The organism is Streptomyces sp. NPDC031340 (assembly GCF_055569945.1).
Genome location: NZ_JBVIIE010000038.1, coordinates 16,636 through 41,067, shown reverse-complemented (window position 1 = coordinate 41,067; position 24,432 = coordinate 16,636). Strand labels below are relative to the sequence as shown.

Below are 24,432 nucleotides of genomic sequence, written 5' to 3'. Positions count from 1 at the left end.
CGAGGGAAAGGGGTCAACACGCCGGTTCGGCGGGTGTGGGGTCCGCGGAGGGGGGGGGGGGTGGGAGGGGGGGGGGGGGGGGGGGGGGGGGGCGGGGGGGGGCCCCCCCCCCCCCCCCGCCGCAAGACCCTGCAGGTGCAGACGGGGCTTGTGGAGGACGCGTTGTGATGTCTCCGTGTCCGGACCGGCTCCCCGTGCGACGGTCCGCCGGCGGTGGGTCCTCGATGCGCTGGGGGAGGCACGGCTGCCGGAGGACCGCGGCGGTGACGGACGGGCCGGCGGGGACGGACGCGGTGGCGATCCCCTCAGGAGGCGGCCGGGGGACGCCAGTTGCGGGTGCGGCCCCGGGGGACGACCGCGGCCACGGCGGCGAGCAGGAGGACCGTCGCCAGGCCGCCGGCCGCGACCGCCAAGGAGCGGTCGCGGGGGGTGGGGTCGGTGGGGTGCGGCATCTGCGCGGGCGCCGGGGTCTGCCCGGCGGGCCTCGTGCGGTCCTGGACGAGGGACAGGGCCGCATACGGGTCGAGGCGGGGCACGTCCGACGGGTAGGCGGTGTCCAGCAGGCGGCGGGCGACCTCGGCCGCCGTGAGGTCGGGGTGGTAGGCGCGGACGAGAGCGGCGGCGCCGGCGACGCCCGCCGCGGCCAGCGAGGCACCGGAACCGATGTAATGGCCGGAGCCCTCGGGGCCGATGCTGACCATCGCGCCGCCGGGCGCGGACAGGTCGGGGTCGTGGGCGGGCGGCGCGTTCTCCTGCCGCGCGCCGTCCGGGCCGAAGTCCACCACGGCGAGCGCGGCGGGCACGGCGGCCGGCCAGTACGGGCCCTCGGGCATCTCGCCGTCGGGCCCCTTCTCCTCGCTGGGCACGGCGTCCGGTGCGGCCGGGGCGACGACCAGCGCGTCCTTCCGGGCGGCATGGGCGACCGCCGCGGTGAGTTCGGCCTTGCCGGTGCGCAGGGCCTGCCCGACGTAGATGACCCGTGCACCGCGGTCCGCCGCCGTCCGTATGCCGGCGGCCACGCGTTCCACGGAGGGCACTCCGCGGTCGTCGGTGCCGGACAGGGCGAGGATCTCCGCCTGCGGGGCGACCCCGCTGATGCCGCTGCCCTTCTCGGGTGCGGCGGCGATCAGGCCGGCGGCGAACGTGCCGTGGCCCACGCAGTCCGCGTCCGCCCCGCCCACGGCCTCCACTCTGCCGGACAGGCTGGGGACGCCGGAGGCGACCCCGGTGTCGACCACCGCGACGGTCACCCCGCCGCCGCGGGAGATCCGCTGGGCCCGGGACAGCCCGAGCGCCGTCTGCGACCAGGCCGCCCCGGCGGCCGTCTGCCCGGAGGCCCCGGTGCACGGGCTGCCCTCGCCGAGCCGGACGGGCAGCGGGGGCAGCAGCGTGGTCCCGGAATCGTCGGCACCGGGGCTCGCCGACGGTGCGGCCGGTGCGGCCGGGACGGCGGGGACGCCGAAGGCCGGCCCGCCCATGACCGGCAGGGCCACGGCGACCGCCAGCACGAGGCCCGCACTCCGGCCTTTCATGATATTCCGCATAGACCGCATGATATGCACACAAGATGCACGGCGCACAACGCCAACTACCGCACGGCACAAGGAGGTTCGAGGCGTGGCACGTCACATACTCACGGTTGGCCCGGAACGGTCGGACGGCTTCCGGACGATCGGTGAGGCACTGTCCCAGGCCCGTACCGGGGCGGTGATCCGGGTCCGTCCCGGCCGCTACGCCGAGAACCTCGTCATCAGGCACCGGGTGACGATCGTCGGCGAGGGCGAGGCGGGCACCGTCGAGCTCTGCCCGCGGGACGGCACCGCCGTCACCCTCATGGCCGACGCCGTGATGATCAGCGCCCTGACTCTCCAGGGCCGCGACAAGGAGGCCGCGGTCGTGGACGTACCGGCCGGTCAGGCCGCCCTCGACGACTGCACCGTGACCGGTGCCGGATGGACGGCGCTGCTGGTTCGCGGCAAGGGTTCACTGGCCGCCCGCGGCTGCCGGATCAGCAACCCCGGCGGCGCCGGGCTCGTCGACTCGTCGGAGTCCGAGAGCGTCGTCGACGGCTGCACGTTCGAGAACTTCGGCACCTCCGCCGTGGTCATCGGCGAGACCGCCGGCCCCCTGGTCCGCGACTGCCGCATCCGCGGCGCGCGGGCCAACGGCGTCCTGGCGAGCGGCGAGGCCCGGGGCACCGTGGAGGGCTGCGACATCTCCGGCACCGACAAGCCCGCCATCGCCCTGGAGGGCCACAGCTCGACCCGGGTGCTGCGGTGCGCCGTGCACCACACCTCGGTGGGCCTGCTGGTGACGAGCATGTCCCGCCCGGAGATCGAGGAGACGTCGTTCGAGTCCGTCTCCCAGAGCGGGATCGTGATCTCCGGCGGGGCCGACCCGATGCTGCGCGGGTGTGTCACCCGGCGCACCAAGCAGAGCGGGCTGCTCGTCCTGGACCGCTCACGCGGGACCCTGGAGCAGTGCTCCTTCCACGGCTCCGCCGAGGCCGCCGTACGGGTCGTCGAGGGCGGCGCCCCCCTGCTGCGGGACACGGTGGTGAGCGACTGCGCCGACACCGCCGGGGCGGTGCAGCTCGCGGACGACTCCAGAGCCGAGTTCGAACGCCTGGAGGTCCTGGACGCGGCCGGCGTCGGCATCTCGGTGCGCTCCGCCGCCGACCCCCTGCTGCGCCACGCCCGGATCACCGGCGCGGGCGGCCACGGCATCGAGTTCACCGACGACGGCCGCGGCCGGCTCGAACACTGCGAGATCCAGTCCGCCGGCGGCTGCGCGCTGAGCATCGACGACGACTCCGCTCCCGAGATCAGCGACACCGTGCTGAGCTCCGCCGCCCGCTCGGGCCTCCTCGTCGGCGAACACGGCCGGGGCACCCTGCGGGACTGCGAGATCGGCGACAGCGCCGAGGCGGGGGTCGGCGTGCGGGACGGCGCCGAGATCACCCTGCAGCGGGTCCGGGTGCACGGTTCGAGGGCCCACGGCGTCCAGGTGTCGCGCGGTGGCCGGGCCGTCCTCGACTCCTGCGAGATCACCGGCAGTACGGGCGACGGCGTACGGGTCGACAGCGCCGAACCGGTCGCCGTCACCCGGTGCGTCGTACGCGACAACCGCGGCGCGGGACTGCGTCAGAGCCGTGCGAGCGAGCGGCTCACGGTCGAACTGCTGACCAGCGCGGACAACGGCCTGCCGGACAGCTGGGGCGAGTCGGCCGAAACGGCCGGCGAGGACGGCGCTCCCGGCGGCTCCGGCAGGGAGCCGGAGCCCGAGGGCCCGCTGGCCGAGCTGGAGGCGCTCGTCGGTCTGGAGAACGTCAAGCACCAGGTGAACACGCTGGTCAACCTGAACCAGCTGGCGGAGCGCCGGCGGCGGCTGGGCATGCCGGTCCCGTCCATGAGCCGGCACCTGATCTTCGCCGGACCGCCCGGCACCGGCAAGACCACCGTCGCCCGCCTCTACGGCAGCATCCTCGCCGACCTGGGCGTGCTCAGGAGCGGACACCTGGTCGAGGTCGCCCGCGCCGATCTCGTCGCGCAGGTCATCGGCGGTACGGCCATCAAGACCACCGAGGCGTTCACCAGCGCGCTGGGCGGGGTGCTGTTCATCGACGAGGCCTACACCCTCACCGTCGAGGGAACGTCCAACGACTTCGGCCGCGAAGCCGTCGACACCCTGCTGAAACTCATGGAGGACCACCGCGACGACGTGGTCGTGGTGGCGGCCGGCTACTCCGAGCAGATGGAGTCGTTCCTGGCCGCCAACCCGGGTCTCGCCTCTCGGTTCACCCGCACCATCGAATTCGGCAACTACGCGGTGGACGAACTGGTGACGATCACCGAGAGCCTCTGCCACCGGCACCAGTTCGAGCTCGGGCCGCTGACCCGGGAGGCCCTCGTCGTGCGCTTCGAGCGGATGACGCGCGACGCGACCTTCGGCAACGGGCGTGCGGCGCGCGGCGTGTTCGAGGACATGGTGGACCGGCAGGCGCTCCGGCTCGCGGCCATGCCCGACCCCGCGGAGAACGACCTGACGCTGCTGCTGCCGCAGGACGTCGGCGACGCGGAGGCGGCGGCCGTCGGCGGTACGGCACAGGAGACCGGCGACGCCTCCGACCCGATGGCCGAACTCACCGAAATGGTGGGGCTCGCCGCCGTGAAACGGGAGGTCGCCGACCTGGTCAGTCTGCTCACCAATGCCCGGCAGCGGATCGCCGCGGGACTGCCCGCCCCCCGGATCAGCAACCACCTGGTCTTCAGCGGACCGCCCGGCACCGGCAAGACCACCGTCGCCCGGCTGTACGCGAGGCTCCTGCATTCGCTGGGGGTGCTCCCCCGTGACTCCCTGGTGGAGGTGGCGCGGGCGGATCTGGTGGGCCAGTACGTCGGCCACACCGCCCAGCGCACCAAGGACGTCTTCACCAGCGCGCTGGGCGGGGTGCTGTTCATCGACGAGGCCTACACCCTCACCCCCGAGGGCTCGTCGAACGACTTCGGCCGCGAAGCCGTCGACACCCTGCTGAAGCTGATGGAGGACCACCGCGACGAGATCGTGGTCGTCGTCGCCGGATACACCGAGGAGATGGAGCGCTTCCTCGCCTCCAACCCCGGTCTGACGTCCCGCTTCTCCAAGTTCGTGACGTTCGAGGACTACAGCACGGACGAGCTGGTCACCATCGTGTCCCGGCACGCCGCGGCCCTCGGGTACGAGTGCACCGAAGCGACCCTCGCCGCGCTGCGCGCCCATGTGGACGCCATCCCGCGCGACCGGTCCTTCGGCAACGCGCGGCTCGCCCGGCGTCTGCTGGAGACGATGATGACGAGCCAGGCCCGCCGGCTGGGCGTGGTGAGTTCGCCCAGCCTCGCCGACCTCACCACGCTGCTGCCGGAGGATCTGCCGCCGGCACTGCGGCGGGAGGCCGCCCTGTGACCGCCTGAGGACGAACGCCCGCCGGTCCTGATACCGGCGGGCGTTCGCCGCGCTGTCGCGGCCTCACACGGTGAACCTGACGGCCTCCAGCCAGTACTGCGGCTCCGTCGACCCGCCGAAGATCCAGCCCTGGGAGGACTCGCACGCCAGGCCGCCCCAGTCGTGCCCGCCGAGTTTGTGGTTCTGGCAGGCGGTGCCCGAGTCGACACCGATGGTGAAGCCGCTGAGGTTCGGCGCGTTCGAGGCGGCGCTTCCCAGGACCAGGTCCGTCCCGTCGACCGCGCCCGACCACCCGGTCGTCCATCCGTCCTTCTGGACGAACTCGTTGCCGTTCACCTTCTTCGCGTCGGCCACCGCGATGTTGATGGCCGTGATGGGCCGTCCCTTGCCCTCCTGGCCCGCGGTGGCCCCGTCGCACACGGGGTCGGTCCAGCCCACGCTCTTCACGTGAACCCGGTAGCAGATGTGCCGGCCGGGGTTCGAGGCGGCCAGCCGCTGCACGGCGTAGGCGGCGGTGTTCGGCGGAAGCTTGGGCGCCGTGTTCTCCTTCACCGGGTTCGCCGCCTTCTTCGGCGTCTCGGCCGGCTTGCTCGCCGGAGCCGAACTCGGCACCGTCTCCGCCTGGTGGGCGGCCGGGCTCGGCTCGGCGGACGGTTTCCCGGTCGACGGTCGCGGTGTCGGCGACGCCGGGGAGTAGTCGCCCTTCGGGTATTCCAGGGGATCTTCTTCGAGCAGCGTGTCGGACCCGTCGGCCACCGTCACGTGATCCTTCTTCTCCCGCGAGTCGTGCGTGGCCCAGATCAACAGCGGCACCGCGAGGAGGACGACGCCGGCGATGCCGGCGGCGGCGAGCAGGGGCTTCTTCGGGTTCCCGGACGGCGGTCCGTCCGCACCTGCGCCGTCCACGGCGGTTCCGCCGACACCGCGGGCCTCGGCGTCCGCGGCGGCCCGGACCGCGGTGGCCGGCCCGGCGAAGCTCTCGCTCTCCGTTTCCGGCCGCTCCTGCGCGGCGGACGCGACCGACGCGGTGGCCGTCGCGGCCGGTTCCCCGATGGCGGCGGGCGCGTCGGGGGCGGCCTCGCTCTCGGCGGCGGCCTCCTTCTGGGTGGCAGCCTCGCTCTCGGTGGTGTCCGGGGTCGTCGGGGCCGAGCCTGCCCTCTCCGCTCCCCCGGCCCCGCCCCGGCCCGGCTCCGGCGCGGCCGTACGCCGCGCGGCCGGTGCCAGCATCGGGCCGGGGTCGGCCGCCGCCGACCCGAGGGAGACGGCCCTGCGCACGGACGAACCGCCCCTGCCATCGGGCCTCTCGGAAGCGGGCGGCTTGCTCTGACTTGCCATCGTTCTCCTCGATCTGTACGGACTGTGAAGTCGCAGGCGGCCGTGCGTGCGACGCGGTACCCGCTCGCTATCCGTTCTGGCCGACGGGCCCGGAACAGCGTTCCGGCCACTGCGGGACGTCGCCGACGTGGAAGCCCTTGGCGAGTGCCTCTTCGAGGTGCGTGAGGGCCTTGAGATCCAGCCCGCTCAGTTCCTCCGACCCGTCCATGTAGGCGGTCGTGTTCCCGGGCAGCTCGCGCAGCAGCACGATGGGCGGGCCCTCGGGCGCGGTCCGTACGCCCAGCACGCGGAAGCCGGTCCCCGGCACGAAGACGATCTCTTCGTACGTCTCCCTGGAACCGCCCGGCCGGTCGAGCAGTTGTCGCACCTTGCGTCCGGTGACGGACCAGATCGCATAGCGCCCGGGGGCTCCGGCCGGGAGCGCCGATGATCCTGCCAGGGCGCTGACCGGTGCCGGATCGTGCAGCAGAGTACCGACCGCCGGTTCGGGGCCGTCCGCGTCCCCGCCGCGCAGCGCCACACCCCGATAGGAGGGCAGCCTGCGCAGAGCGGACGCCAGGCAGCCGGCGTAGGGCAGCAGGCGCCCCTCGCCGGTGTGCAGGTCCCGGATCAGCTCCCGGTGGTGCAGCGGCCCCTCTTCGGCGGTGAGGTAGGCGTGCGCGGCGATGAGGTCGGTCCGCGCCGCCTCCAGTTCGTGACCGCGCAGCGCGGGCATCCGGGTGAGCACCCGGGACACCGCGGCGGCGTGCCCCTCCCAGGAACCGGCAGCGAGGTCCCTGAACGCGGCACGCTCCGCGGCCCCGCTGACGTGCCCGGGCAGGAACGGGAGGACGGCACGGTACGGGGCGGGCGGTTCGGCGGCCCGCCTCAGCGGTCTCTTCACCGGCTCGGCAAGCGCGGCCCGGCCACCGTCCGGACCTGGACCGTCTCCCTCACCAGCGGCGCGCACCGCCCCGCCGACCCCGCCGCCGCCCGGTTCGCCATCGGCCCCGGTGCGCGCCCCGTCCGAGGAGGCGACCGCCGACCGGGCCCGCGCGGCTCCCGGACCGGCTCCGCCGTCCGGCGACGCCACGGGCGCGGAAACCCTCTGCCTGCTCCCGACATCGGCCCCGGTCTCCGGCGACGCGGCGGGCACGGCTCCTTCGCCGGGCCGCGCCTGCTGAGGGGGCTCCGAGGACGCGGTGGGCACGACCGCCCTGGGCTCCCTTTCCCCGGGCACGGCTTCCCCGGACACGACAGCCTTGGGCTCGACAGCCCCGGGCTCGGCTTCCCCGGGCACGACAGCCCCGGGCTCGGCTTCCCCGGGCACGACAGCCTCCGGAGGAGGTTCCGTGGGCGCACCTGCCGCGCCCCCGGGACCGGTGGCATCCGCATCGGTTTCGGCGGCCCCGCCTACCGGAAGGGAATCCGGCGCGGGAACAGGCCCGCCCTCCCGAAGGGACACCGGCGGCACAGGTGACCCGGCACCGGCGGCCGGCCGGCCGGGAGCACCCCCGTCCACGCGGGGACCCGGGGGCGCGACGGGCTCGGCCACCGGAGACTCGCCGGCCACACCGCTCACTTCGGCGGTCCCGCCGCCCCGGAGGGCATCGGGACGCGCGGCAGGCGTGGGCGCCGACACCCCGGGCCCGGCAGTCGGGAGGGCGACGTCCGTACCGGACGCATGCGGCGGCATCCCGCCGGCCGGTGAGAGCCGTCCGGGCTGCCCGGTCGTGACCGGCCGGCCGGCCGCCGTGCCGGGGCGCGGGGGCCGGCCGGTGGTGACGTAGCGGATGTTCGGCACGCCGTGTTCGGCGGCCAGGCGGCGCAGGGCGCCGTCGCCCGGCAGGAGTCTGCCGCGGACCAGCAGGGTGGTGCGGGACCGGATGTCGGTCCCGAGGCCGTGCAGGAGGCGGGACAGCGCGGGCAGCAGAGAGCCGTCCAACGGCTGTCCCGGCATGCCCAGTTCGATGGCGCACGTCTCCGGGTCGACGGTCGGTCCGAGCGGCCCGGGACGGGGGCCGTCCGGTGCCCACAGGGCGAGGCCGGCCCGGGTCACCGTGGCCTGCCAGCGGTCCGTCAGCCGTACCGTCCCGCGTTCGCCGCCGCCGAGTATCCAGTCGGGCGGGTGCACCTCCGTCGGCCTGGGTACGGCGGCCCGGCCCTTCGAGTCGACCGGCCCGCAGACCACGGACGACACGAACGGCCGCCAGCTCGGCCTGCCGTCCAGCCCGACCAACGTGGGCCGGGGAGGCGCTCCGGGCGGTGCGTGGTCGTCGAGCAGGGGCAGGCCGGTGAGTACCTCCACCTCGGCGGCCAGCAGGTCGGCGACCGACTGCCCGAGCCGCAGCAGGTCGCGCCGGCCGCCGGGCGCGAGCCGGGCGCGGGCGCGCTGCGCCTGCGGCAGCCCGGCGAGAACGGCGGCGACCTCGCCGGCGGCGACGTCCTCCGCCTGTGGGGCGCCGACCAGTACCGTGAGGCGCTCGAAGTCGACGGGCACGGAGTAACACAGGTCGTCGGGAGCCGGGCCCGGTGCCTGAGCCGGGCGGATCACCACGCCCGCCGGCACACGGTCCACGACACAGCCACCGGTGCGCTCGGGCACCGCACCCAGTGCGTCCTCCCAGGCGGGCGCCGGGGCGCGCCTGCCCAGCTTCCGGGGTTCCGCACCGGGCGCGAACCGCCACCAGCCGCACCCGGGGCGGGAGTCGCCGTGGACGAAGAGCGCGCCCCCGGGCGTGATCAGGACGGCCCCGTCCGGAGCCGTCACCTCCAGTTCCCAGGCGTCCGCGATCCGGCGGGCGACGCAGGGCCGCTCCGGCCGGTCGTCACCGGCGCCGGACATGACGAGCCGGACCCGCTCGGTGCCCCGTGCACGGAGGGAGTCCAGCAGCGCGCCCAGCCGTGCCCAGAGGTCGACGTCGGGCGCCCCGCCCCCGGCGGTGGAGCCCACGATCACCGTGACGACGTCCTTCTCCCTGCCTACGGCGCCCGCCACTTCGGCCACCATCTCCAGCGGGAACGAGTCGTCCTCGACCGAGCGCACGAGCAGCACGCCGTCGACGTCCTCGACGGGCGGGCCGCCGATGCCCCGGTTTCCGGTGCCGTTCGCCCCGTCGGCCGGGAGCGCCGTGCCGCGGCGGCCGGTACCGGAGCCGGACCTGCGTCCCCGGCCCGGCACCACGGAAGACCAGCGCCTCACGCGTCCGCCCCCCGGACCGGGTGAACGGCCTCGGTCAGCACCCGCGCGGTGGGGCCGGCGGGCGCGGCAGCGGCCGGCCGCTCCCCCGTACCGTCCTGGACCGAGTCCCGGACCGCGTCGCGTACCGCGGCCGGGTCCAGCAGCATGCTCACCGCGGCCGAGGGGTTCAGATACAGCACGTGCCCTTCGGGAACGCGCGCCAGAAGCTCCTCCACACCGACCAGCTCGAAGGCGAAGCGCCCCGTGGTGTGCAGGAACACCGACGAGGTGAACACCGGCACCACCGGCGTCCCGTCCGGCGCCGCCGCACCGAGCAGGCCGCCGCCCGGCCCCGTCAGCACGGCCACCTCGCGCCCCACCAGCGCGGCCGGCACCGCCTCGCCGGGCCCGTAGCCGGTCGACGCGAACTGGATGGCGCGGTCCACCTCGTCCTCCGGTTCGGGCCAGCCGAGCGCACGCGGGGAGGGCCGGTACTCGGGGTTGTCCTCCCATGCGACGATCTCGCCGTCGAGGCCGGACCGCCACCGTCCGGTCACGGCCCACTCCGGGGGCCTCCCCGCTCCGGACCACATCGGGTCGACCACCCCCAGCCAGTGGTCCGGGGCCAGGCGGCCCGCCTCACGTATGTCGTCCGGAACGGGCGGAAGCGCCTCGTCCTGCTGCGCCTCGTCCTGCTGGCTCATCGCTGTCCTCATTCGGTGAATCGGGGCGCCACCGCGGTCCGTACCGTGTCGTCCGGGTCGTCGTGCCGGAGGAGACGGCGCGCGGTAGCGGCGTCCGTGACGACTCCGGTGAGCAGTCCGGACCTCAGTACGGCGCGGACCGCTCCGGTGCCGCGTCCACCGGCCGTGACACCGATCAGCTCCGTGATGCCGCGGAGTTCGGCGGCACCGACCGCGATGGTGCGGGCGTTCACCTCGGTGGGCAGCACCTGGCCGACGGCGTCCAGGACGTGGCCGGCCACGTCGGCGCACGCTCCCGCCGCCCGCAGCGTCTCCCGCTCCCGCTCGGACATCGCGCCGTACACCGGGGAGTTCGGGGCGTCCCACGCGCCGATGCCGACGACGGCCTTGGTGACCAGGCCGAACCGGTCCAGCGTCTCGGCAGTGGCGGGCTGGCTGCGCAGCACGGCGGCCGTCGCCGCGTCGGGCAGGAGGAACGGCGTGTGGAGCGGGAACGCCCTGCCACCGCCCGCCGCCGCCATACGGTGGACCGCGGTGATCGCGGCGTCGCGGGCGAGGTCCCGTCCGTGCACCCCGGTCAACTGGACCACGTCGCAGAGCGGCAGCCGGGTGACCGCCTCGCTCAACGCGTCCACCGCGTGGCTGCCGTCCAGTCCGAGGACGTCACCCTCCTCGGCGATCTCCGAGAGCAGCCGGGCCGCCGCCGTGCCGAGCCAACGGCCGCTCTGACGCTGGTCCGCGGGGGACGCCGTACCGCCCTCGTTCCGCCCCAGGTCGACAACGATGCCGTGGCGCAGTCCGAACCGCTCGGTCAGCGCCCGTCCCAGCGGGACGTCGATCTCGGCCGGGACCATGATGTCGATCCGCACGATGTCGTGCGCCACTGCCGCGTCGAGGAGGCGGGCCACCTTGAACCGGCTGATGCCGAGCTCCTTGGCGATCTCCACCTTCGACCGGTGCTCCAGGTAGAAGCGCCGGGCGACGGCGGCGGCGAGAAGCGTGTCGATCGGCGCCGGTAACGCCGCCACTTCAGCCGATTCGGCCATGCCACTCTCCGCGCTTTCATCATTCGTCAACTCACGCCACTCTGCGGCAAGTTCATCCGTGCAACACGATCATAAGGTGACGAAGAAGCGACGCCTAAGTGACACCAGGGGCCTCAGTGGCCACTGAGACCGACGAGGATCATGTTCTGAGGAGAAAACCCGAAGGCTGCCTCCATGGTGGCCGCACGCACTCCGCTACCCAGAACTATGTGGTCCCCGCACATACGCCTGTGACCTGCATCTTCCTACGGTGTGCCGACACGTACCCGTCCCCACCGCACACGAGGAAGTGGCGCACATGGCCTCCGCAGAAGCATCCGCTCCACCGACGCCGACCAACCTCAAGCGCATCGTCGCCGCCAGCCTGATCGGTACCACCATCGAGTGGTACGACTTCTTCCTCTACGGTTCCGCCGCGGCCCTCGTCTTCAACAAGCTGTTCTTCCCGGACTCCGACCCGCTGGTCGGCACGCTGCTGTCGTTCCTGACGTACGCCGTCGGATTCGCCGCCCGCCCGCTGGGCGCCCTGGTGTTCGGGCACTACGGCGACCGGCTCGGGCGCAAGAAGCTGCTGGTGCTGAGCCTGCTGCTGATGGGCGGGGCGACGTGCGCGATCGGTCTGCTGCCCACGCACGCGACGGTCGGCAGCGCCGCTCCGGTGCTGCTGACCACGCTCCGCCTGGTGCAGGGCTTCGCGCTCGGCGGCGAATGGGGCGGCGCGGTGCTGCTGGTGTCCGAGCACGGGGACGCGCGGCGACGCGGGTTCTGGGCCTCTTGGCCGCAGACCGGCGCGCCCGCGGGGCAGCTGCTCGCGACCGGCGTGCTGTCCGCGTTGACGGCCCTGCTGTCGGACGACGCCTTCGTCTCATGGGGCTGGCGGATCCCGTTCCTGCTCTCCGGCGTGCTGGTGATCGTCGGTCTGTGGATCCGGCTGTCCGTCGACGAGTCGCCCGTCTTCCGGCAGGCGCTGGCGCACGCCGAGGCCCGCAAGGCGGCCCGCGACGCGGAGCCGGAGAAGCTGCCGCTGGTGTCCGTGCTGCGCCACCACTGGCGTGACGTGCTGGTGGCGATGGGCGCCCGTATGGCGGAGAACATCAGTTACTACGTCATCACCGCGTTCATCCTGGTCTACGCGACGACGTCGGCCGGCGTCTCCAAGCAGACCGCGCTCAACGCCGTGCTGATCGCGTCGGCCGTGCACTTCGCGGTCATCCCCGCCTGGGGCGCGCTGTCGGACCGGGTGGGACGGCGTCCGGTGTACCTGCTGGGCGCGGCCGGCGTCGGGCTGTGGATGTTCCCGTTCTTCGCGCTCGTCGACACCGGGAGCTTCGGCAGCCTGGTCCTCGCCGTGACCGTGGGCCTGGTGCTGCACGGCGCGATGTACGCGCCGCAGGCCGCGTTCTTCTCCGAGATGTTCGCGACCCGGATGCGCTACTCCGGCGCCTCCATCGGCGCCCAGTTCGCCTCGGTCGCGGCGGGCGCCCCGGCCCCGCTGATCGCGACCGCGCTGCTGGCCGACTACGACAGCTCCACCCCGATCGCCCTGTACGTCATCGCCGCGGCCGTGCTCACGCTCGTCGCCGTGGGTGTGGCGCGGGAGACGCGTCACCGGGACCTGGCCGACGTGGCCTCCCCGGCCGGCGAGGAGCAGGCGACGGCGCGGGCGGCGGAGGGCGCGCGCACGGTGTGATCCCCCGGAGAACCGGACAACCGGATACCGGCACCGGCCCCCGTACGCGGCGTGCGTGCGGGGGTCAGCGCCGTTCGGGCGCCGACAGCCGGTGCAGCCGCAGGGCGAGCTGGATCTCCAGGGCGCGGGCGGGGCTCTGCCAGTCCGCGCCGAGCAGGCGGCCGACCCGCTCCAGGCGCTGGGCGACGGTGTTGACGTGGACGTGCAGGTCGTCCTTGGTGCGGGCGGGGCTCATGCCGCAGGCGAAGTACGCGTCCAGGGTGCGGACCAGGTCGGTGCCACGGCGCGCGTCGTACGCCAGGACCTGCCCGATGGTGCGCTCGACGAAGCCGGCGATGTCCCGGTCCCCGGCGAGCAGCAGGCCGAGGAAGCCGAAGTCCTCGGCGGCGGCGCCGTCGCCGGAGCGGCCCAGCAGCGCCAGGGCGTCCAGGCAGCGGCGCGCCTCCTCGTAGGCCGCGGCCACCGCGTCGGGGCGGTCGGCCAGCTCCCCGACGGGTGCGGAGGCGCCGACGGTGATCGCCTCGTTGACCGCGGTGCCCAGGTCGCGGGCGGTACGGCGGGCCAGGTCGGTCGCGGTGGCGTCGGAGGTGAGCGGCAGCAGCAGGACGGTCCCGCCGTCGCGGGCGGCGGCCAGGCCCTGGCGGGTCGCGGCCAGGTGCGAGGCGGCGGACCACAGGCGCCGCCGGGCGTCCGCCGCCTGGTCGGCGTCCGCGGTGACGGCGTCGAGGCGGGCGGCGAGGACGACGTGCACGGCGTCGAGGTCGGCGCGCAACCGGGAGGCGCGGTCGCGCAGCAGGCGGGGGTCCCGGTCGCGGGCGTCCAGGAGGTCGTCCAGCAGCTCGCCCCGCACACGCTGTTCGGCCTCGGCGGCCGACCGTCTGGCCAGCAGCAGCAGCGAGGTGACCATCGCGGCGCGCTCCAGCGTGCGCTGGTCGACGGGGTCGAGGCCGGGGTGGCCGCGCAGGACGAGCGCGCCGAGCAGTTCGCCGCCCGCGGCGACGGCGGCGATCCAGTCGTCCCGGTGCCGTACGGCGTGGCCTTCCGCGCGGGACGCCGCCAGGGCGGCGGCCGGCGCCGCGGCGGCATCGGCGAACTCGACCGTGCCGTCGAGGACCTCGGCGACGGCCGCGGCCACGTCGTGGACCCCACCGCCGCGCAGGACGAGCTCGGCGAGCCGGTCGTGGACGTCGGAGGCGCGCTCGATGACGGCGCTGCGGTCCCGGATGATCTCGTTGGCCCGCTCCAGCCCGGCGAGGGCGGAGCGGGTCTCGGTCAGCAGGTTCGCGGTGTCGATGGCGGCGGCGGCGAGCGCGGCGAACGAGCCCAGCAGCGCGATCTGCTCCCGTTCGAAGACCCGGGCCCGCCGGTCGGCGGCGAACAGGACGCCGATGACGTGGTGTCCCAGCATCAGCGGCACGCCGAGGATGGCGACCAGGCCCTCGTCCCGCACGCCCGCGTCTATGGAGTGGGTGTGCTGGAACCGGCCGTCCTTGAAGTAGTCGTCGGTGACGTAGGGGCGGGCGGTCTGGGCCACCAGGCCGCCGAGCCCCTCCCCCATGCCCAGCCGCAACTGCTGGAAGCGGGCGGCGACCGAGCCCTCGGTCACCCGCATGTAGGTGTCGCCCCGCACCGGGTCGTTCAGGCTCAGGTAGGCGACGTCCGTGCCGAGCAGGGAGCGGGCGCGCTGCACGATCGCCCGCAGCACGGCGTCCAGGTCGCGCAGGCCGGCGAGGTCGTGGGCGGTCTCGAAGAGCGCCGACAGCTCCGCCTCCCGCCGACGCCGGCCCTCCAGCTCCGCGCGCACCCGCAGGGCGAGCAGCTTGGCGTGTTCCAGCGCGGCGACCGTCTCCGCGGGACGTCCCTCGGCGCGGGCGAGCAGCACCGGCTGCTCGTAGGCGTCGACGGAGGCGCCCCTGGCCAGCAGTTCCAGGAACGGCGTCTCGACACCGGCGGTCGCCGGACCGGGGCCTTCGACACCGGCGGTCGCCGGGCCGGGTGGTTCGGCGCCGACCCGCTCGGCGGACTGCACGTGATCGCGAGGCATGCTCACAGGATCACCCATCGCACGGCCGCCCCGTCAGCCCTGTGGACAACTCGGCGGCGCCGGGGAACCGGGCCGCTCAGTGCGCGGTCCAGCCGCCGTCGAGGACGAGCGAGGTGCCGGTCACGAAGGAGGCCTGCGGGGTGCACAGGTACGCCACGGCCTCGGCGACCTCCTCCGGTTCGACGAGCCGTTTGACGGCGCTGTCCTGCAGGAGCACCTCCGTCAGCACGCGTTCCTCGGGGATGCCGTGCGCGCGGGCCTGGTCGGCGAGCTGCTTCTCGACCAGGGGGGTGCGCACATAGCCCGGGTTCACACAGTTGGAGGTGACGCCGTGGGGCGCCCCTTCGAGGGCCGCGGTCTTGGACAACCCCTCCAGACCGTGCTTGGCGGAGACGTAGGCCGACTTGTAGGCGGAGGCGCGCAGGCCGTGCACGGAGGACACGTTGACGATGCGGCCCCATTTCTGCCCGTACATGTGGGGCAGGGCGCCGCGGATCAGCCGGAAGGGGGCCTCCAGCATCACGGTGAGCACGGTGTGGAAGACGTCGGGCGGGAACTCCTCGATGGGGCGCACCAGTTGGAGCCCGGCGTTGTTGACGAGGACGTCGGTGCCGGCGGCGGCCTGCTCGGCGGCGTCGAGGTCGGTGAGGTCCAGCACGTGCGGCTCGACGCCGCCCGCGAGGCCGGCGGCACGGTCGGCGAGCGCCTCCAGGCCGGCGGCGTCCCGGTCGACCGCTCTGACCTTGGCCCCGGCGGCCGCGAGCCGCAGCGCGCAGGCGCGGCCGATGCCACCGGCGGCACCGGTGACGAGGGCGGTACGACCGCCGAGGTCGAGGGAGGACGCGTGGGGGGCCGCAGGCGCGGTGGGCGGGGTCATGCCTCGACCCTAGGCAGCGCCGTTGCCCCGCCACATGTGGTCAACACCCACACTTCATTCATCACTCATGGGCTGGAACCATGTGGGTTCCTCGGACAGCGCCTGCTTGATCCGGAAGTGCTGGTACTCGCTCATCTCGGGCAGGGCGTCCAGCTCGAACCAGCCGACCTCGAGGGACTCGTCGTCGTTCACGCACGCCTCGCCGCCGACCGCCCGGCAGCGGAAGCAGATGTCCATGAACTGGCAGATGTCGCCGTTGGGGTAGGTGACCTGTCGGCCCGACTTCACCGCGACGACGCGCTCGACGACGCACCGGACGCCCGTCTCCTCGTAGACCTCCCGCACGACGGCGGCCGCGGGCTGCTCGCCCGGGTCCGGGATACCGGAGATCACCGTCCACTTGCCGTTGTCCGCGCGCTGCCCCAGCAGGATCCGGCCCTCGTCGTCGAAGACGACGGCGCTGACGCCGGGGAGCCAGAGCAGCTGGTGGCCGGCCGTGGTCCGTATCCGGCGGATGAAGTCAGGAGTAGGCATGATTCCGACCTTAACCGGCGGACCGCGCCGCATCCGTGCGACGCGAGGGGCGTGCGTCCGGCGTACCGCTACACGTCCCCGGCCCGCCGCCCGCGCACTCCGGCCGTGATCGCCCAGCCCAGTCCCCCGGCGGCGACCAGCAGCAACAACATCTCCGGGAGGACGCCCAGCCGGGTGGCCGGCGTCTCGGAGGAGCGCAGCGGCACCTTCTGGACCAGGTGGCCGGGCACGAACATGCCGGTCTTCTGGGTGATCCTGCCGTCCGGCATGATGATCGCGCTGACGCCGCTGGTGACCGGCACGGTGACCGTCCGGCTGTGCTCGACGGCGCGGACCCGGGACATGGCGAGCTGCTGGTAGGTCATCTCGCTGCGGTCGAAGGTGGCGTTGTTGCTGGGCACGGAGATCAGCTGGGCGCCGTCGGTGACCTCGGAGCGCACGGCCCAGTCGAAGGCCGCCTCGTAGCAGGTGACGAGGCCGACCTTGGCGTTGTCCATGGTGAACACGCCCGGCTCGGTGCCCCGGCTGAAGTCCTGGCGGACCATCGAGGTCCAGTCGCCGTTGATCGCGCCGATGAGCGAGCGCAGCGGGAGGTACTCGCCGAACGGCTGGATCTGCCGCTTGTCGTACGTCTGGGTGGGGCCCTTGACCGGGTCCCACAGGATCTGCTCGTTGTACAGCTTCCCGCCCCGCTCGACGACGCCGCCGACCGAGATCGGCACGCCGACGGCCTTGGCCGCCCGGTCGATGACGGCGCGCGCGTCGGCGTAGACGAACGGGTCGATGTCGGAGGAGTTCTCCGGCCACAGCACGAAGTCGGGCCTGGCGATCCGGCCCGCGTCGACCTCGGCGGCCAGGCGTTCGGTCTCGCGCGCGTGGTAGTCGAGCACGGCCCGCCGCTGGGCGTTGAACTCCAGCCCGGAGCGGGGCACGTTGCCCTGGATGACCGCGACGGTGGCGTAACCGTCCTCCGCCGCGTCGCTCACCAGGGAGCGGGCGGCCACCGCGCCGACGACCGGGACGGCGACGCTCAGCAGCGCCACGGCCGCCGCGGACCGCCGCACCGCCCGGGTGCGGCGCACCGGCAGCGCCAGCCGCACCGCCTCGCACAGGCCGAAGCCGCACAGGACGACCCCGAAACCGAGCACCGGGGTGCCGCCGACCGCGGCGAGCGGCAGGAAGACTCCGTCGGCCTGTCCGAACGCGATCTTGCCCCAGGGGAAGCCGTGGAACGGCACGCGCGCGCGTGCCGCCTCGCCGGCGATCCACACCGCGGCCGCCCAGACGGGCCAACCGGGCAGCCGCGACACCGCGGCGATGCCCGCGCCGACCAGCGCGACGAAGACCGCCTCGATCGCCACCAGCGCCAGCCAGGGTCCGGGGCCGACCTCGACGCCGGTCCACACCAGCAGCGGGAGCAGGAAGCCGAGGCCGAAGAGGTAGCCGAGGCCGAGGCCCGCCTTCCAGCCGCGTCCGCGCAGCACTGCGCCGAGGACGGCGAAGGCCGGCAGGGCCAGCCACCACACGGTGCGCGGCGGGAAACTGATGTAGAGCAGCACTCCGGAGAGCGCCGCGGCGAGAGCCGGGACGAGACGGACCAGCCGTGCCGCACGCCACCCGGGGGCGATGCGCGACTGCGACGGGGTCGACTCGTCCACGGAGGTTGCGGTGACGGTCACCCTGGGGAGTCTACGGCGGGCGACCTCGGCACCGACAGCGGCGGTCGGTGCCGGCGGCGCGGCCGGGACTCCGGCCGGTCAGGCGTCCCCGTGGGGGCGCCGCGACCCGGCAGCACGACCCAACGGCGCGCATGGCAGCGCGACCCGGCGACGCGCACGGCGGCACAACCCGGCGGCGCGACCCGGCGACGCCCACGGCGGCACAACCCGGCGGCGCGACCCGGCGACGCCCACGGCGGCGCGACCCGGCGACGCCCACGGCGGCGCGACCCGGCGACGCGCACGGCGGCACGACCCGGCGACGCGCACGGCGGCACGACCCGGCGACGCGCACGGCGGCACGAACCAATGGCGCCACCCAGCGGCGTAATCCGGCGGCGTGTGATCCGGCCCGACCCGTCCACAGAACGCCCCCCAGCCGTTACGGTGTGCCGGGGCCCCGGTGGCCCGGCCGTCGCGGCCGGACCGGTCCGGGGCGTGCGGGGTCGGGACGGCGGCCGGTTTCGGGGGGCGGGGTGCGTTCCACGGGGATGACGTCTGTGGCGGGTCCTGGGGAGGACGGCGACAGACGAAACGTTTCGGACGCGACGGGTGTGCTGGTGCTCGGGGCGTGCGCCGCCTGGTCGCTGATCACGGCGGGCGTGCACGGCGGCCGCCCGGAGGGTGTGCTGCTCGCGGTGCTGGCCGTGGCCGCCGGCTATGCGACGGGCCGGATCTGCGGCGCGCTGCTGCCGGTCGCCGCCCCGTGCGCCGCGGCGCTGGCCGGGGCCGGGCTGACGGTGACCGTCCCGCGGCTCGCCCCGGGCCCGCAGATCGCCGTACCGCTCGGACCCGCCGGGGCCACCGCCGCGCTGCTCGCGCTCTCCACGGGCGCCGCGTGCTGCGCCGCCTGGGCCGCCGCCGCGCCGGGCGTACGGTCGGCGCTCGGCGCGCTGGCGGCCGGCATCACCGTCACCGCGGCCGTCCTCGGGTCGCCCACCGGGTTCGTCGCCTGCGCCGTCGTGCTGCTGTGCTCGCTCGCCGCCGGCCGGGTGCGCCGCCGCGGCCCGGGCATCGCGGGCCTGGCGCTGAGCGCGGCCCTGATGACCGCGGGGACCTGGGCGGTGGCCGGGGGCGCGGTGCCGGGCGGGCTCGCCGGCTCGCTGGAGGGCCCGCTGACGCCGTACCGGATCGGGCTGTGGCGCGACGCCCTCGGGCTGGCACGCCGGGACGCCGGCCTCGGCGTGGGCCCGGGACGGTTCGGCGACCTGAGCCCGACGACGGCCCGGACGCTGCTGTCGGACGGCAAGCCGCACTCCGCGCCGCTGCAGCAGGCGGCGGAGCAGGGAGTCGTCGGCGTGCTGCTGCTGGCGGCGGCGTTCTGCTGGGTGCTGTACGCGCTGTGGCGCTCCGCCCGGCCCACGCCGGTCGCGCTCAGCGCGGGCGCGGCCCTGACCGTGCTGGCGGGCATCGCCTCGGTCGGCAACGCCCTCAGCTTCACCGCGGTCTCGGCCGGCGCGGGTGTCCTGGCGGGCCTGGCGACGGCCCGCCCGCTGACCGACGACCCGGCCGGACGTACCGGCCGGGAGGGGCCGTGACCCCGCCGGTCAGTGCGAGGCGGCGGACGGTCCGGGACGCAGGCGGTCCCGGATGACCCGGACCGCGGACTCCGCGTCGTCCACGGTCACGGTGAAGGTGTGCCCGTCCCACAGCCGCAGTACGACGCCCTCACCGCGGCGCACCACCACGGCGGTGCCCTTCTCGGGCCGCCAGCGGTAGCCCCAGCCGCCCCAGTGACGCGGCGTGACGTGCGCGTCGTACTCCGCGCCGGCGACCTGGGAGAGGGGGATCCGGCGGCGCGGCACGCCGATGTGGCCGCAGCGCACCTCCACGCACTCCCGGTCCAGCCGCAGGTCGACGTGGACGAAGGCGAGGGTGCCGAAGAGGACCAGCAGCCCGGCGGCGATGCAGCCGACCACCGACATGACGAGCGGAGCGGCGCCGGACGACCACGCCGAGTCGACGGCCAGCTCGATGCCGAGCGCCATGCAGGCGGCGCCGCCGAGCGCCAGCAGCCACTGCATCCGGTTGGTGGCGCGTCCGGTCCAGACGTCCGGGGGCTTGGCGGAATGGCGGTGGGAGTGGTCCCTCATACCTACGAGGTTACTCAGGTTTCACTGCGGGGACACCGGGTCGCGGAGAGTGACGCGACACACCGGCGGGAGAACCGGCCGGGCAAGCCGGGAGAGTGCCGACACCCGCCGGAGCCGGCGCGGACGGCCGGGTTCCGGACCGTGCCGCCGGTCACCCGGCGGGCGTGACCGCGTGCAGCAGCCGCCCCTCGTCGTAGGCCAGGGCGGGTTCCGGGAGCCCGCCCTCGCGTCCGCTGAGCAGCACGGTGAGGGTGCCGGAGGCGACGGCCCCGGCGGCGGGCTGCTCGCCGAGCCGGCGCAGCGCCTGCGCGGCCACGGCGCCCGCGGAGCCGTGCAGGACGAGCGGCGGGCGGCCGGGCCGCTGCACGGCGGCCCGGATGCGTTCGGCGACGAGTTCGTAGTGCGTGCAGCCCAGGACGACGGTCGTCACGTCGTCGGGGGTCAGCGCGGCCGCCGCGGCGACCGCGCTGTCGATCGCCGCCTGGTCGGCGTGCTCGACGGCCTCCGCGAGACCGTGGCACGGCACCTCGGTGACCTTCACGCCGTCGGCGAACTCGGCGATCAGGTCGCGCTGGTAGGTGCTGCCGGTGGTGGCGGGGGTGGCCCAGATCGCGATGGGGCCGCCGCCGGAGGCGGCCGGCTTGATCGCCGGGACGGTGCCGATGACGGGCACGCCGGGTTCCAGCAGGGCGCGCAGGGCGGGCAGGGCGTGGACGCTGGCGGTGTTGCAGCCGACGATCAGGGCGTCGGGCCGGTGCGCGGCGGCGGCCTCGGCGACGGCCAGGGCGCGCGCGGTCAGGTCCTCGGGGGTCCTGGGGCCCCAGGGCATGCCGTCGGGGTCGAGGGACAGGACGAGATCCGCGTCGGGCCGCAGGCGCCGTACCGCGGCGGTGGCCGCCAGCAGACCGATTCCGGAGTCCATGAGCGCGATCTTCACCCGGCCACGATAGACGATGGGCTCTCGGCGGCCCTTCGGCTGGGGCAGACTGCGGACGTGAGCCCCATCGCGTGGACCGCCGCCGTGTCCCTCGCCGCCTGGCTGTGGCTGCTGCTGTGCCAGGGGTTCTTCTGGCGCACGGACGTGCGGCTGCCACCTCGCGAGGAGCCCGGCGACTGGCCGCCCGTGTGCGTCGTCGTCCCCGCGCGCGACGAGGCCGCCGTACTGCCCGAGAGCCTGCCGTCCCTGCTCGCGCAGGACTACCCGGGGCGGGCGGAGGTCTTCCTCGTCGACGACGGCAGCCGGGACGGCACCGGGGAACTCGCCCGCGAGCTGGCGGGCCGGCACGGTGGTCTGCCGCTGACCGTCGGCTCCCCCGGCGAGCCCCCGGCCGGCTGGACGGGCAAGCTGTGGGCCGTGCGGCACGGCATCGCGCTGGCACGCGCGCGGGACCCCGAGTACCTGCTGCTGACGGACGCGGACATCGCGCACGCGCCGGACAGCCTGCGGCAGCTGGTCGCCGCGGCCCGCACCGGCGGGTTCGACGTCGTGTCGCAGATGGCGCGGCTGCGGGTGGAGAGCCTGTGGGAGCGGCTCGTGGTGCCCGCCTTCGTCTACTTCTTCGCCCAGCTGTACCCGTTCCGCCGGATCGGCAGGAAGGCGGCGCGGACGGCGGCCGCGGCGGGCGGCTGCGTCCTGCTGCGGGCGGACACCGCCGAGCGGGCGCGCGTCCCGGACGCCATCCGGCACGCCGTGATCGACGACGTGGCCCTGGCACGCGCGGTCAAGGCGGGCGGCGGGCACGTCTGGCTCGGGCTGGCCGAGCGGGTGGACAGCGTGCGGCCGTATCCGCGCCTGCACGACCTGTGGCGGATGGTGTCGCGCAGCGCGTACGCCCAGCTGCGGCACAACCCGCTGCTGCTGGCGGGCACGGTCGCCGGGCTGGTGCTGGTCTACCTGGTGCCGCCGGTGACGCTCGTCGTGGGAGCGGCCGCAGGCGACGCGGCGGCCGCGGCCCTCGGCGGCCTGGCGTGGCTGGTGATGGCGGGGACGTACGTCCCGATGCTCCGCTACTACCGTCAGCCGCTGTGGCTCGCGCCGCTGCTGCCGTTCACCGCCTTCCTCTATCTGCTGATGACGGTCGACTCCGCGGTGCAGCACTACCGGGGGCGCGGCGCGGCCTGGAAGGGCCGCACCTACGCCCGCCCGGACGCCGTGCCCGACGCCTTGCCCGACGAGGGGTGACGGCGGGGTCCGGCGGCTACTTGCGGCCGGGCGTCCAGTTCATGCCCCAGCCGTAGGCGTGGTCGACGGTCCGCTGCGGGCTCACCCCGCGCTCGGGCACCAGGTAGCGGGCCTCGCGCTGGACGACCAGGTCCTGGCCGGTGTTGGTGATCAGGGCGAGCGCGCACACGGGCGAGGGGACCGTGCACTCGTCGAGCGAGAAGTCGATCGCGGCGCCGAACTGCGGCTGGAGGGTGACCGTGGCGTGCAGGTCGGCGAAGGAACGGGCGCCCTCGTAGATCGTCACGAAGACGAGGATCCGCCGGAAGGCCTGCTTGTGGTCGAGGTTGACGGTGAGGTTCTCGCCGGTCTCGACGGCGCCGGTGCGGTCGTCGCCGTCGAGGTGGATGTACGGCGGCTGATGCAGGGACCCGAAGGCGTTGCCGAGGGCCTGGACGACGCCCTTGCTGCCGTCGGTGAGCTCGTACAGGGCGCACAGGTCGAGGTCGAGGTCGGAGTGCATGGCGACCGCGCGACCGCGTTTGCTGCCCCAGCCGGAGAACTGTTTGCGTACCTGCCAGTTGAGGTTCACCCGCATGGCGCCCGAGGTGCCGCCCTGCTTGGCGAGCGAGACCGCGGGGGCCGCCTTGGTGAGCGTCACCTTGGTCAGCCGGACCGGCGCCGCGGGGACGGTCGGCTGCGGCGGCGGGGGCGGGGTGACCGGCGGCGGCATCGTCACCGGGGGTGCGACCGGCGGGGGCATCGTCACCGGACGGGCGACCGGCGGGGCCGCCGGAGCGGGGGCGGGGGCGGCCGGACGCGCGGCGTGCTGCGGCTCGTCCACCGTGATCCCGTAGTCGGTGGCCAGTCCCTCCAGGCCGCTGCCGTAGCCCTGGCCCACGGCGCGGAACTTCCACGCTCCCTGACGGCGGTAGAACTCCCCGAGCACGAAAGCGGTCTCCACGCTCGCGCCCACGCTGTCGAACCGGGCGACCAGGCCGCCCCGCGCGGCGTCGCGGACCTCGATGTACAGGCCCGGGACCTGTCCGAACGTGCCGCCGTCCGCGGAGGCCGCGACGACGACGGTCTCGATCGCGGGCTCCACGCGCGCGAGGTCGACGAGCAGGGTGTCGGTGACGCCGCCGGCGGCGTCACGCTTGCCTTCGTGGCGGACGGCGCCGGAGGCGTGCAGCGGCTGGTTGTAGAAGACGAGGTCGCCGTCGGAACGGACCTTGCCGCCCACCAGCAGCAGCGCCGAGGCGTCCACGTCCGGCACGCCCGGTCCGCCGCGCCAGCCCAATTCGACCCTCAGTGCCGTGGTCGGCACCTGAGTATTTGATCCTTTCGGCATTGACATGTCCGCCCCCATCACGTGTCAGCGCGCGAGTCCGCGTCCCGGCAGCCCTTCGGTTCTCCCGGACAACCTATTCCCTGGGGCCGTCAACGCCCATGAGAAGGGAGGGAGGACCGGCGACCGACCCGCCGGTAACCCGCCCGGAACTTGGGCTTTACCCGATCAGAACCGACCCGGACCCGGATCCGCGTCCCTTTTTGCCGACTTCGATCGCATTGGACGTCGGGAGTCACTGCCGACGCGGAAAACAACCCTCTTATCGGTCTCCCCAACCAGCACATCGTGGGCTTAACTTATGTGCCATGACCTCCCCCCGCTCCACTTATGGCGGCGGCTACTACTCCGCCTCCTTCCCGGACACCCCGATCTACGACTCGCTCGTGGCCGAGCGGGGCACCCCGCAGATCGCACCGATCCGGGTCCCCGCCGCGTACGACATGCCGAGCAGTCACCTGCCGGCCCTGCCGTCGGCTCTGCCCGCCCTGCCGTCGGCCCCGTCCCAGCCCTCCTACGGATACCCGCAGGCGCAGCAGCCGGCTCCGCTGCAGCAGGCGCCCGCGGCCTACATCCCGCAACAGGCCTCCCCGCAGCGCGGTTACCCCGGCCCGCAGCCGCCGCGCCCGGTGGCGGCGACCGGCATGGGCTACGAGGCGATGCGGCCCGCGGCTCCGCGGCCCGCCGCGCCCTCGTACCAGGACCCGTACAACAACCAGCAGCAGTACCGCGGCTACTAGGACCGCCGGTACCGCTGCTCGGCTGCCGCGCACCGCGGTTC

Annotated in this window: 17 protein-coding genes; 5 read left to right on the top strand and 12 right to left on the bottom strand. The window is 74.6% G+C overall.

All coding sequences use genetic code 11. The features are described 5' to 3' along the window. Positions 1 to 305: 305 nt before the first annotated feature. Positions 306 to 1,544: a S8 family serine peptidase gene (locus tag ACZ5GT_RS26995; RefSeq protein WP_469031468.1), complete on the bottom strand. Its 1,239-nt coding sequence runs from the start codon at positions 1,542 to 1,544 to the stop codon at positions 306 to 308. 73 nt (positions 1,545 to 1,617) lie between these two features. On the opposite strand from ACZ5GT_RS26995, the gene ACZ5GT_RS26990 reads away from it, so the two are divergent. Beyond that, positions 1,618 to 4,941 carry a right-handed parallel beta-helix repeat-containing protein gene (locus ACZ5GT_RS26990; protein ID WP_469031465.1) on the top strand — a complete coding sequence of 1,108 codons (3,324 nt, stop codon included), beginning with the start codon at positions 1,618 to 1,620 and terminating at the stop codon, positions 4,939 to 4,941. Between the two features lie 63 nt (positions 4,942 to 5,004). Here the strand turns inward: ACZ5GT_RS26990 and ACZ5GT_RS26985 are convergent, their stop codons facing one another. From ACZ5GT_RS26985 to ACZ5GT_RS26970, 4 genes are all read right to left on the bottom strand, one after another. After that, positions 5,005 to 6,276 (bottom strand): hypothetical protein, encoded by a 1,272-nt coding sequence (locus ACZ5GT_RS26985; RefSeq protein ID WP_469031463.1) that lies wholly within the window; start codon positions 6,274 to 6,276, stop codon positions 5,005 to 5,007. A 67-nt stretch (positions 6,277 to 6,343) separates the two neighbouring features. After that, the gene (locus ACZ5GT_RS26980) at positions 6,344 to 9,457 is read right to left on the bottom strand and encodes a hypothetical protein (protein ID WP_469031460.1); all 3,114 of its coding nucleotides are present in this window, start codon (positions 9,455 to 9,457) and stop codon (positions 6,344 to 6,346) included. Beyond that, complete coding sequence (locus ACZ5GT_RS26975; RefSeq protein ID WP_469031458.1) at positions 9,454 to 10,140, bottom strand: type VII secretion system-associated protein; 687 nt, start codon at positions 10,138 to 10,140, stop codon at positions 9,454 to 9,456. The genes ACZ5GT_RS26980 and ACZ5GT_RS26975 overlap by 4 nt, the downstream gene beginning before the upstream one ends. Before the next feature lie 8 nt (positions 10,141 to 10,148). Then, positions 10,149 to 11,186, bottom strand: a complete 1,038-nt coding sequence (locus ACZ5GT_RS26970; RefSeq protein ID WP_469031455.1) for a sugar-binding transcriptional regulator — start codon at positions 11,184 to 11,186, stop codon at positions 10,149 to 10,151. A 298-nt stretch (positions 11,187 to 11,484) separates the two neighbouring features. Between ACZ5GT_RS26970 and ACZ5GT_RS26965 the strand changes: the two genes are divergently transcribed. Further along, complete coding sequence (locus tag ACZ5GT_RS26965) at positions 11,485 to 12,876, top strand: MFS transporter (protein ID WP_469031450.1); 1,392 nt, start codon at positions 11,485 to 11,487, stop codon at positions 12,874 to 12,876. A gap of 64 nt (positions 12,877 to 12,940) precedes the next feature. Here ACZ5GT_RS26965 and ACZ5GT_RS26960 read toward each other — a convergent pair whose 3' ends face one another. From ACZ5GT_RS26960 to lnt, 4 genes are all read right to left on the bottom strand, one after another. After that, positions 12,941 to 14,920: a helix-turn-helix domain-containing protein gene (locus ACZ5GT_RS26960; RefSeq protein ID WP_469031446.1), complete on the bottom strand. Its 1,980-nt coding sequence runs from the start codon at positions 14,918 to 14,920 to the stop codon at positions 12,941 to 12,943. 76 nt (positions 14,921 to 14,996) lie between these two features. Beyond that, complete coding sequence (locus ACZ5GT_RS26955) at positions 14,997 to 15,797, bottom strand: 3-hydroxybutyrate dehydrogenase (RefSeq protein ID WP_469031444.1); 801 nt, start codon at positions 15,795 to 15,797, stop codon at positions 14,997 to 14,999. Between the two features lie 54 nt (positions 15,798 to 15,851). Continuing rightward, a complete protein-coding gene (locus ACZ5GT_RS26950) occupies positions 15,852 to 16,331 on the bottom strand; it encodes an NUDIX hydrolase (RefSeq protein WP_469031442.1) in 480 nt (159 codons plus the stop codon). 68 nt (positions 16,332 to 16,399) lie between these two features. Continuing rightward, positions 16,400 to 18,010, bottom strand: coding sequence for an apolipoprotein N-acyltransferase (gene lnt / locus ACZ5GT_RS26945; protein ID WP_469031440.1), 1,611 nt, complete (start codon positions 18,008 to 18,010; stop codon positions 16,400 to 16,402). A 530-nt stretch (positions 18,011 to 18,540) separates the two neighbouring features. Between lnt and ACZ5GT_RS26940 the strand changes: the two genes are divergently transcribed. After that, on the top strand, positions 18,541 to 19,587 hold the full coding sequence (locus ACZ5GT_RS26940; protein ID WP_469031438.1) for an O-antigen ligase family protein: 1,047 nt from the start codon (positions 18,541 to 18,543) through the stop codon (positions 19,585 to 19,587). 9 nt (positions 19,588 to 19,596) lie between these two features. Here the strand turns inward: ACZ5GT_RS26940 and ACZ5GT_RS26935 are convergent, their stop codons facing one another. Together ACZ5GT_RS26935 and ACZ5GT_RS26930 are read right to left on the bottom strand one after the other, a co-directional pair. Continuing rightward, complete coding sequence (locus ACZ5GT_RS26935) at positions 19,597 to 20,142, bottom strand: hypothetical protein (protein WP_469031436.1); 546 nt, start codon at positions 20,140 to 20,142, stop codon at positions 19,597 to 19,599. 151 nt (positions 20,143 to 20,293) lie between these two features. Next, on the bottom strand, positions 20,294 to 21,079 hold the full coding sequence (locus ACZ5GT_RS26930; protein ID WP_469031434.1) for a glutamate racemase: 786 nt from the start codon (positions 21,077 to 21,079) through the stop codon (positions 20,294 to 20,296). Between the two features lie 57 nt (positions 21,080 to 21,136). Between ACZ5GT_RS26930 and ACZ5GT_RS26925 the strand changes: the two genes are divergently transcribed. Then, positions 21,137 to 22,324, top strand: coding sequence for a glycosyltransferase (locus tag ACZ5GT_RS26925; RefSeq protein ID WP_469031431.1), 1,188 nt, complete (start codon positions 21,137 to 21,139; stop codon positions 22,322 to 22,324). Positions 22,325 to 22,340: 16 nt separating this feature from the next. Here the strand turns inward: ACZ5GT_RS26925 and ACZ5GT_RS26920 are convergent, their stop codons facing one another. Next, positions 22,341 to 23,672, bottom strand: a complete 1,332-nt coding sequence (locus ACZ5GT_RS26920) for a TerD family protein (RefSeq protein ID WP_469031429.1) — start codon at positions 23,670 to 23,672, stop codon at positions 22,341 to 22,343. 287 nt (positions 23,673 to 23,959) lie between these two features. Here ACZ5GT_RS26920 and ACZ5GT_RS26915 point away from each other — a divergent pair, with 287 nt between their 5' ends. Beyond that, complete coding sequence (locus tag ACZ5GT_RS26915; protein ID WP_469031427.1) at positions 23,960 to 24,391, top strand: DUF6643 family protein; 432 nt, start codon at positions 23,960 to 23,962, stop codon at positions 24,389 to 24,391. Positions 24,392 to 24,432 lie beyond the last annotated feature (41 nt).

What these genes read in the sequence shown, in the direction of transcription:
- ACZ5GT_RS26995 (WP_469031468.1), bottom strand. Translation starts at nt 1,544, where the DNA reads ATGCGGAATATCATGAAAGGCCGGAGTGCGGGCCTCGTGCTGGCGGTC.
- ACZ5GT_RS26985 (WP_469031463.1), bottom strand. Translation starts at nt 6,276, where the DNA reads ATGGCAAGTCAGAGCAAGCCGCCCGCTTCCGAGAGGCCCGATGGCAGG.
- ACZ5GT_RS26975 (WP_469031458.1), bottom strand. Translation starts at nt 10,140, where the DNA reads ATGAGCCAGCAGGACGAGGCGCAGCAGGACGAGGCGCTTCCGCCCGTT.
- ACZ5GT_RS26970 (WP_469031455.1), bottom strand. Translation starts at nt 11,186, where the DNA reads ATGGCCGAATCGGCTGAAGTGGCGGCGTTACCGGCGCCGATCGACACG.
- ACZ5GT_RS26965 (WP_469031450.1), top strand. Translation starts at nt 11,485, where the DNA reads ATGGCCTCCGCAGAAGCATCCGCTCCACCGACGCCGACCAACCTCAAG.
- ACZ5GT_RS26960 (WP_469031446.1), bottom strand. Translation starts at nt 14,920, where the DNA reads ATGCCTCGCGATCACGTGCAGTCCGCCGAGCGGGTCGGCGCCGAACCA.
- ACZ5GT_RS26955 (WP_469031444.1), bottom strand. Translation starts at nt 15,797, where the DNA reads ATGACCCCGCCCACCGCGCCTGCGGCCCCCCACGCGTCCTCCCTCGAC.
- ACZ5GT_RS26950 (WP_469031442.1), bottom strand. Translation starts at nt 16,331, where the DNA reads ATGCCTACTCCTGACTTCATCCGCCGGATACGGACCACGGCCGGCCAC.
- ACZ5GT_RS26940 (WP_469031438.1), top strand. Translation starts at nt 18,541, where the DNA reads ATGACGTCTGTGGCGGGTCCTGGGGAGGACGGCGACAGACGAAACGTT.
- ACZ5GT_RS26935 (WP_469031436.1), bottom strand. Translation starts at nt 20,142, where the DNA reads ATGAGGGACCACTCCCACCGCCATTCCGCCAAGCCCCCGGACGTCTGG.
- ACZ5GT_RS26920 (WP_469031429.1), bottom strand. Translation starts at nt 23,672, where the DNA reads ATGGGGGCGGACATGTCAATGCCGAAAGGATCAAATACTCAGGTGCCG.
- ACZ5GT_RS26915 (WP_469031427.1), top strand. Translation starts at nt 23,960, where the DNA reads ATGACCTCCCCCCGCTCCACTTATGGCGGCGGCTACTACTCCGCCTCC.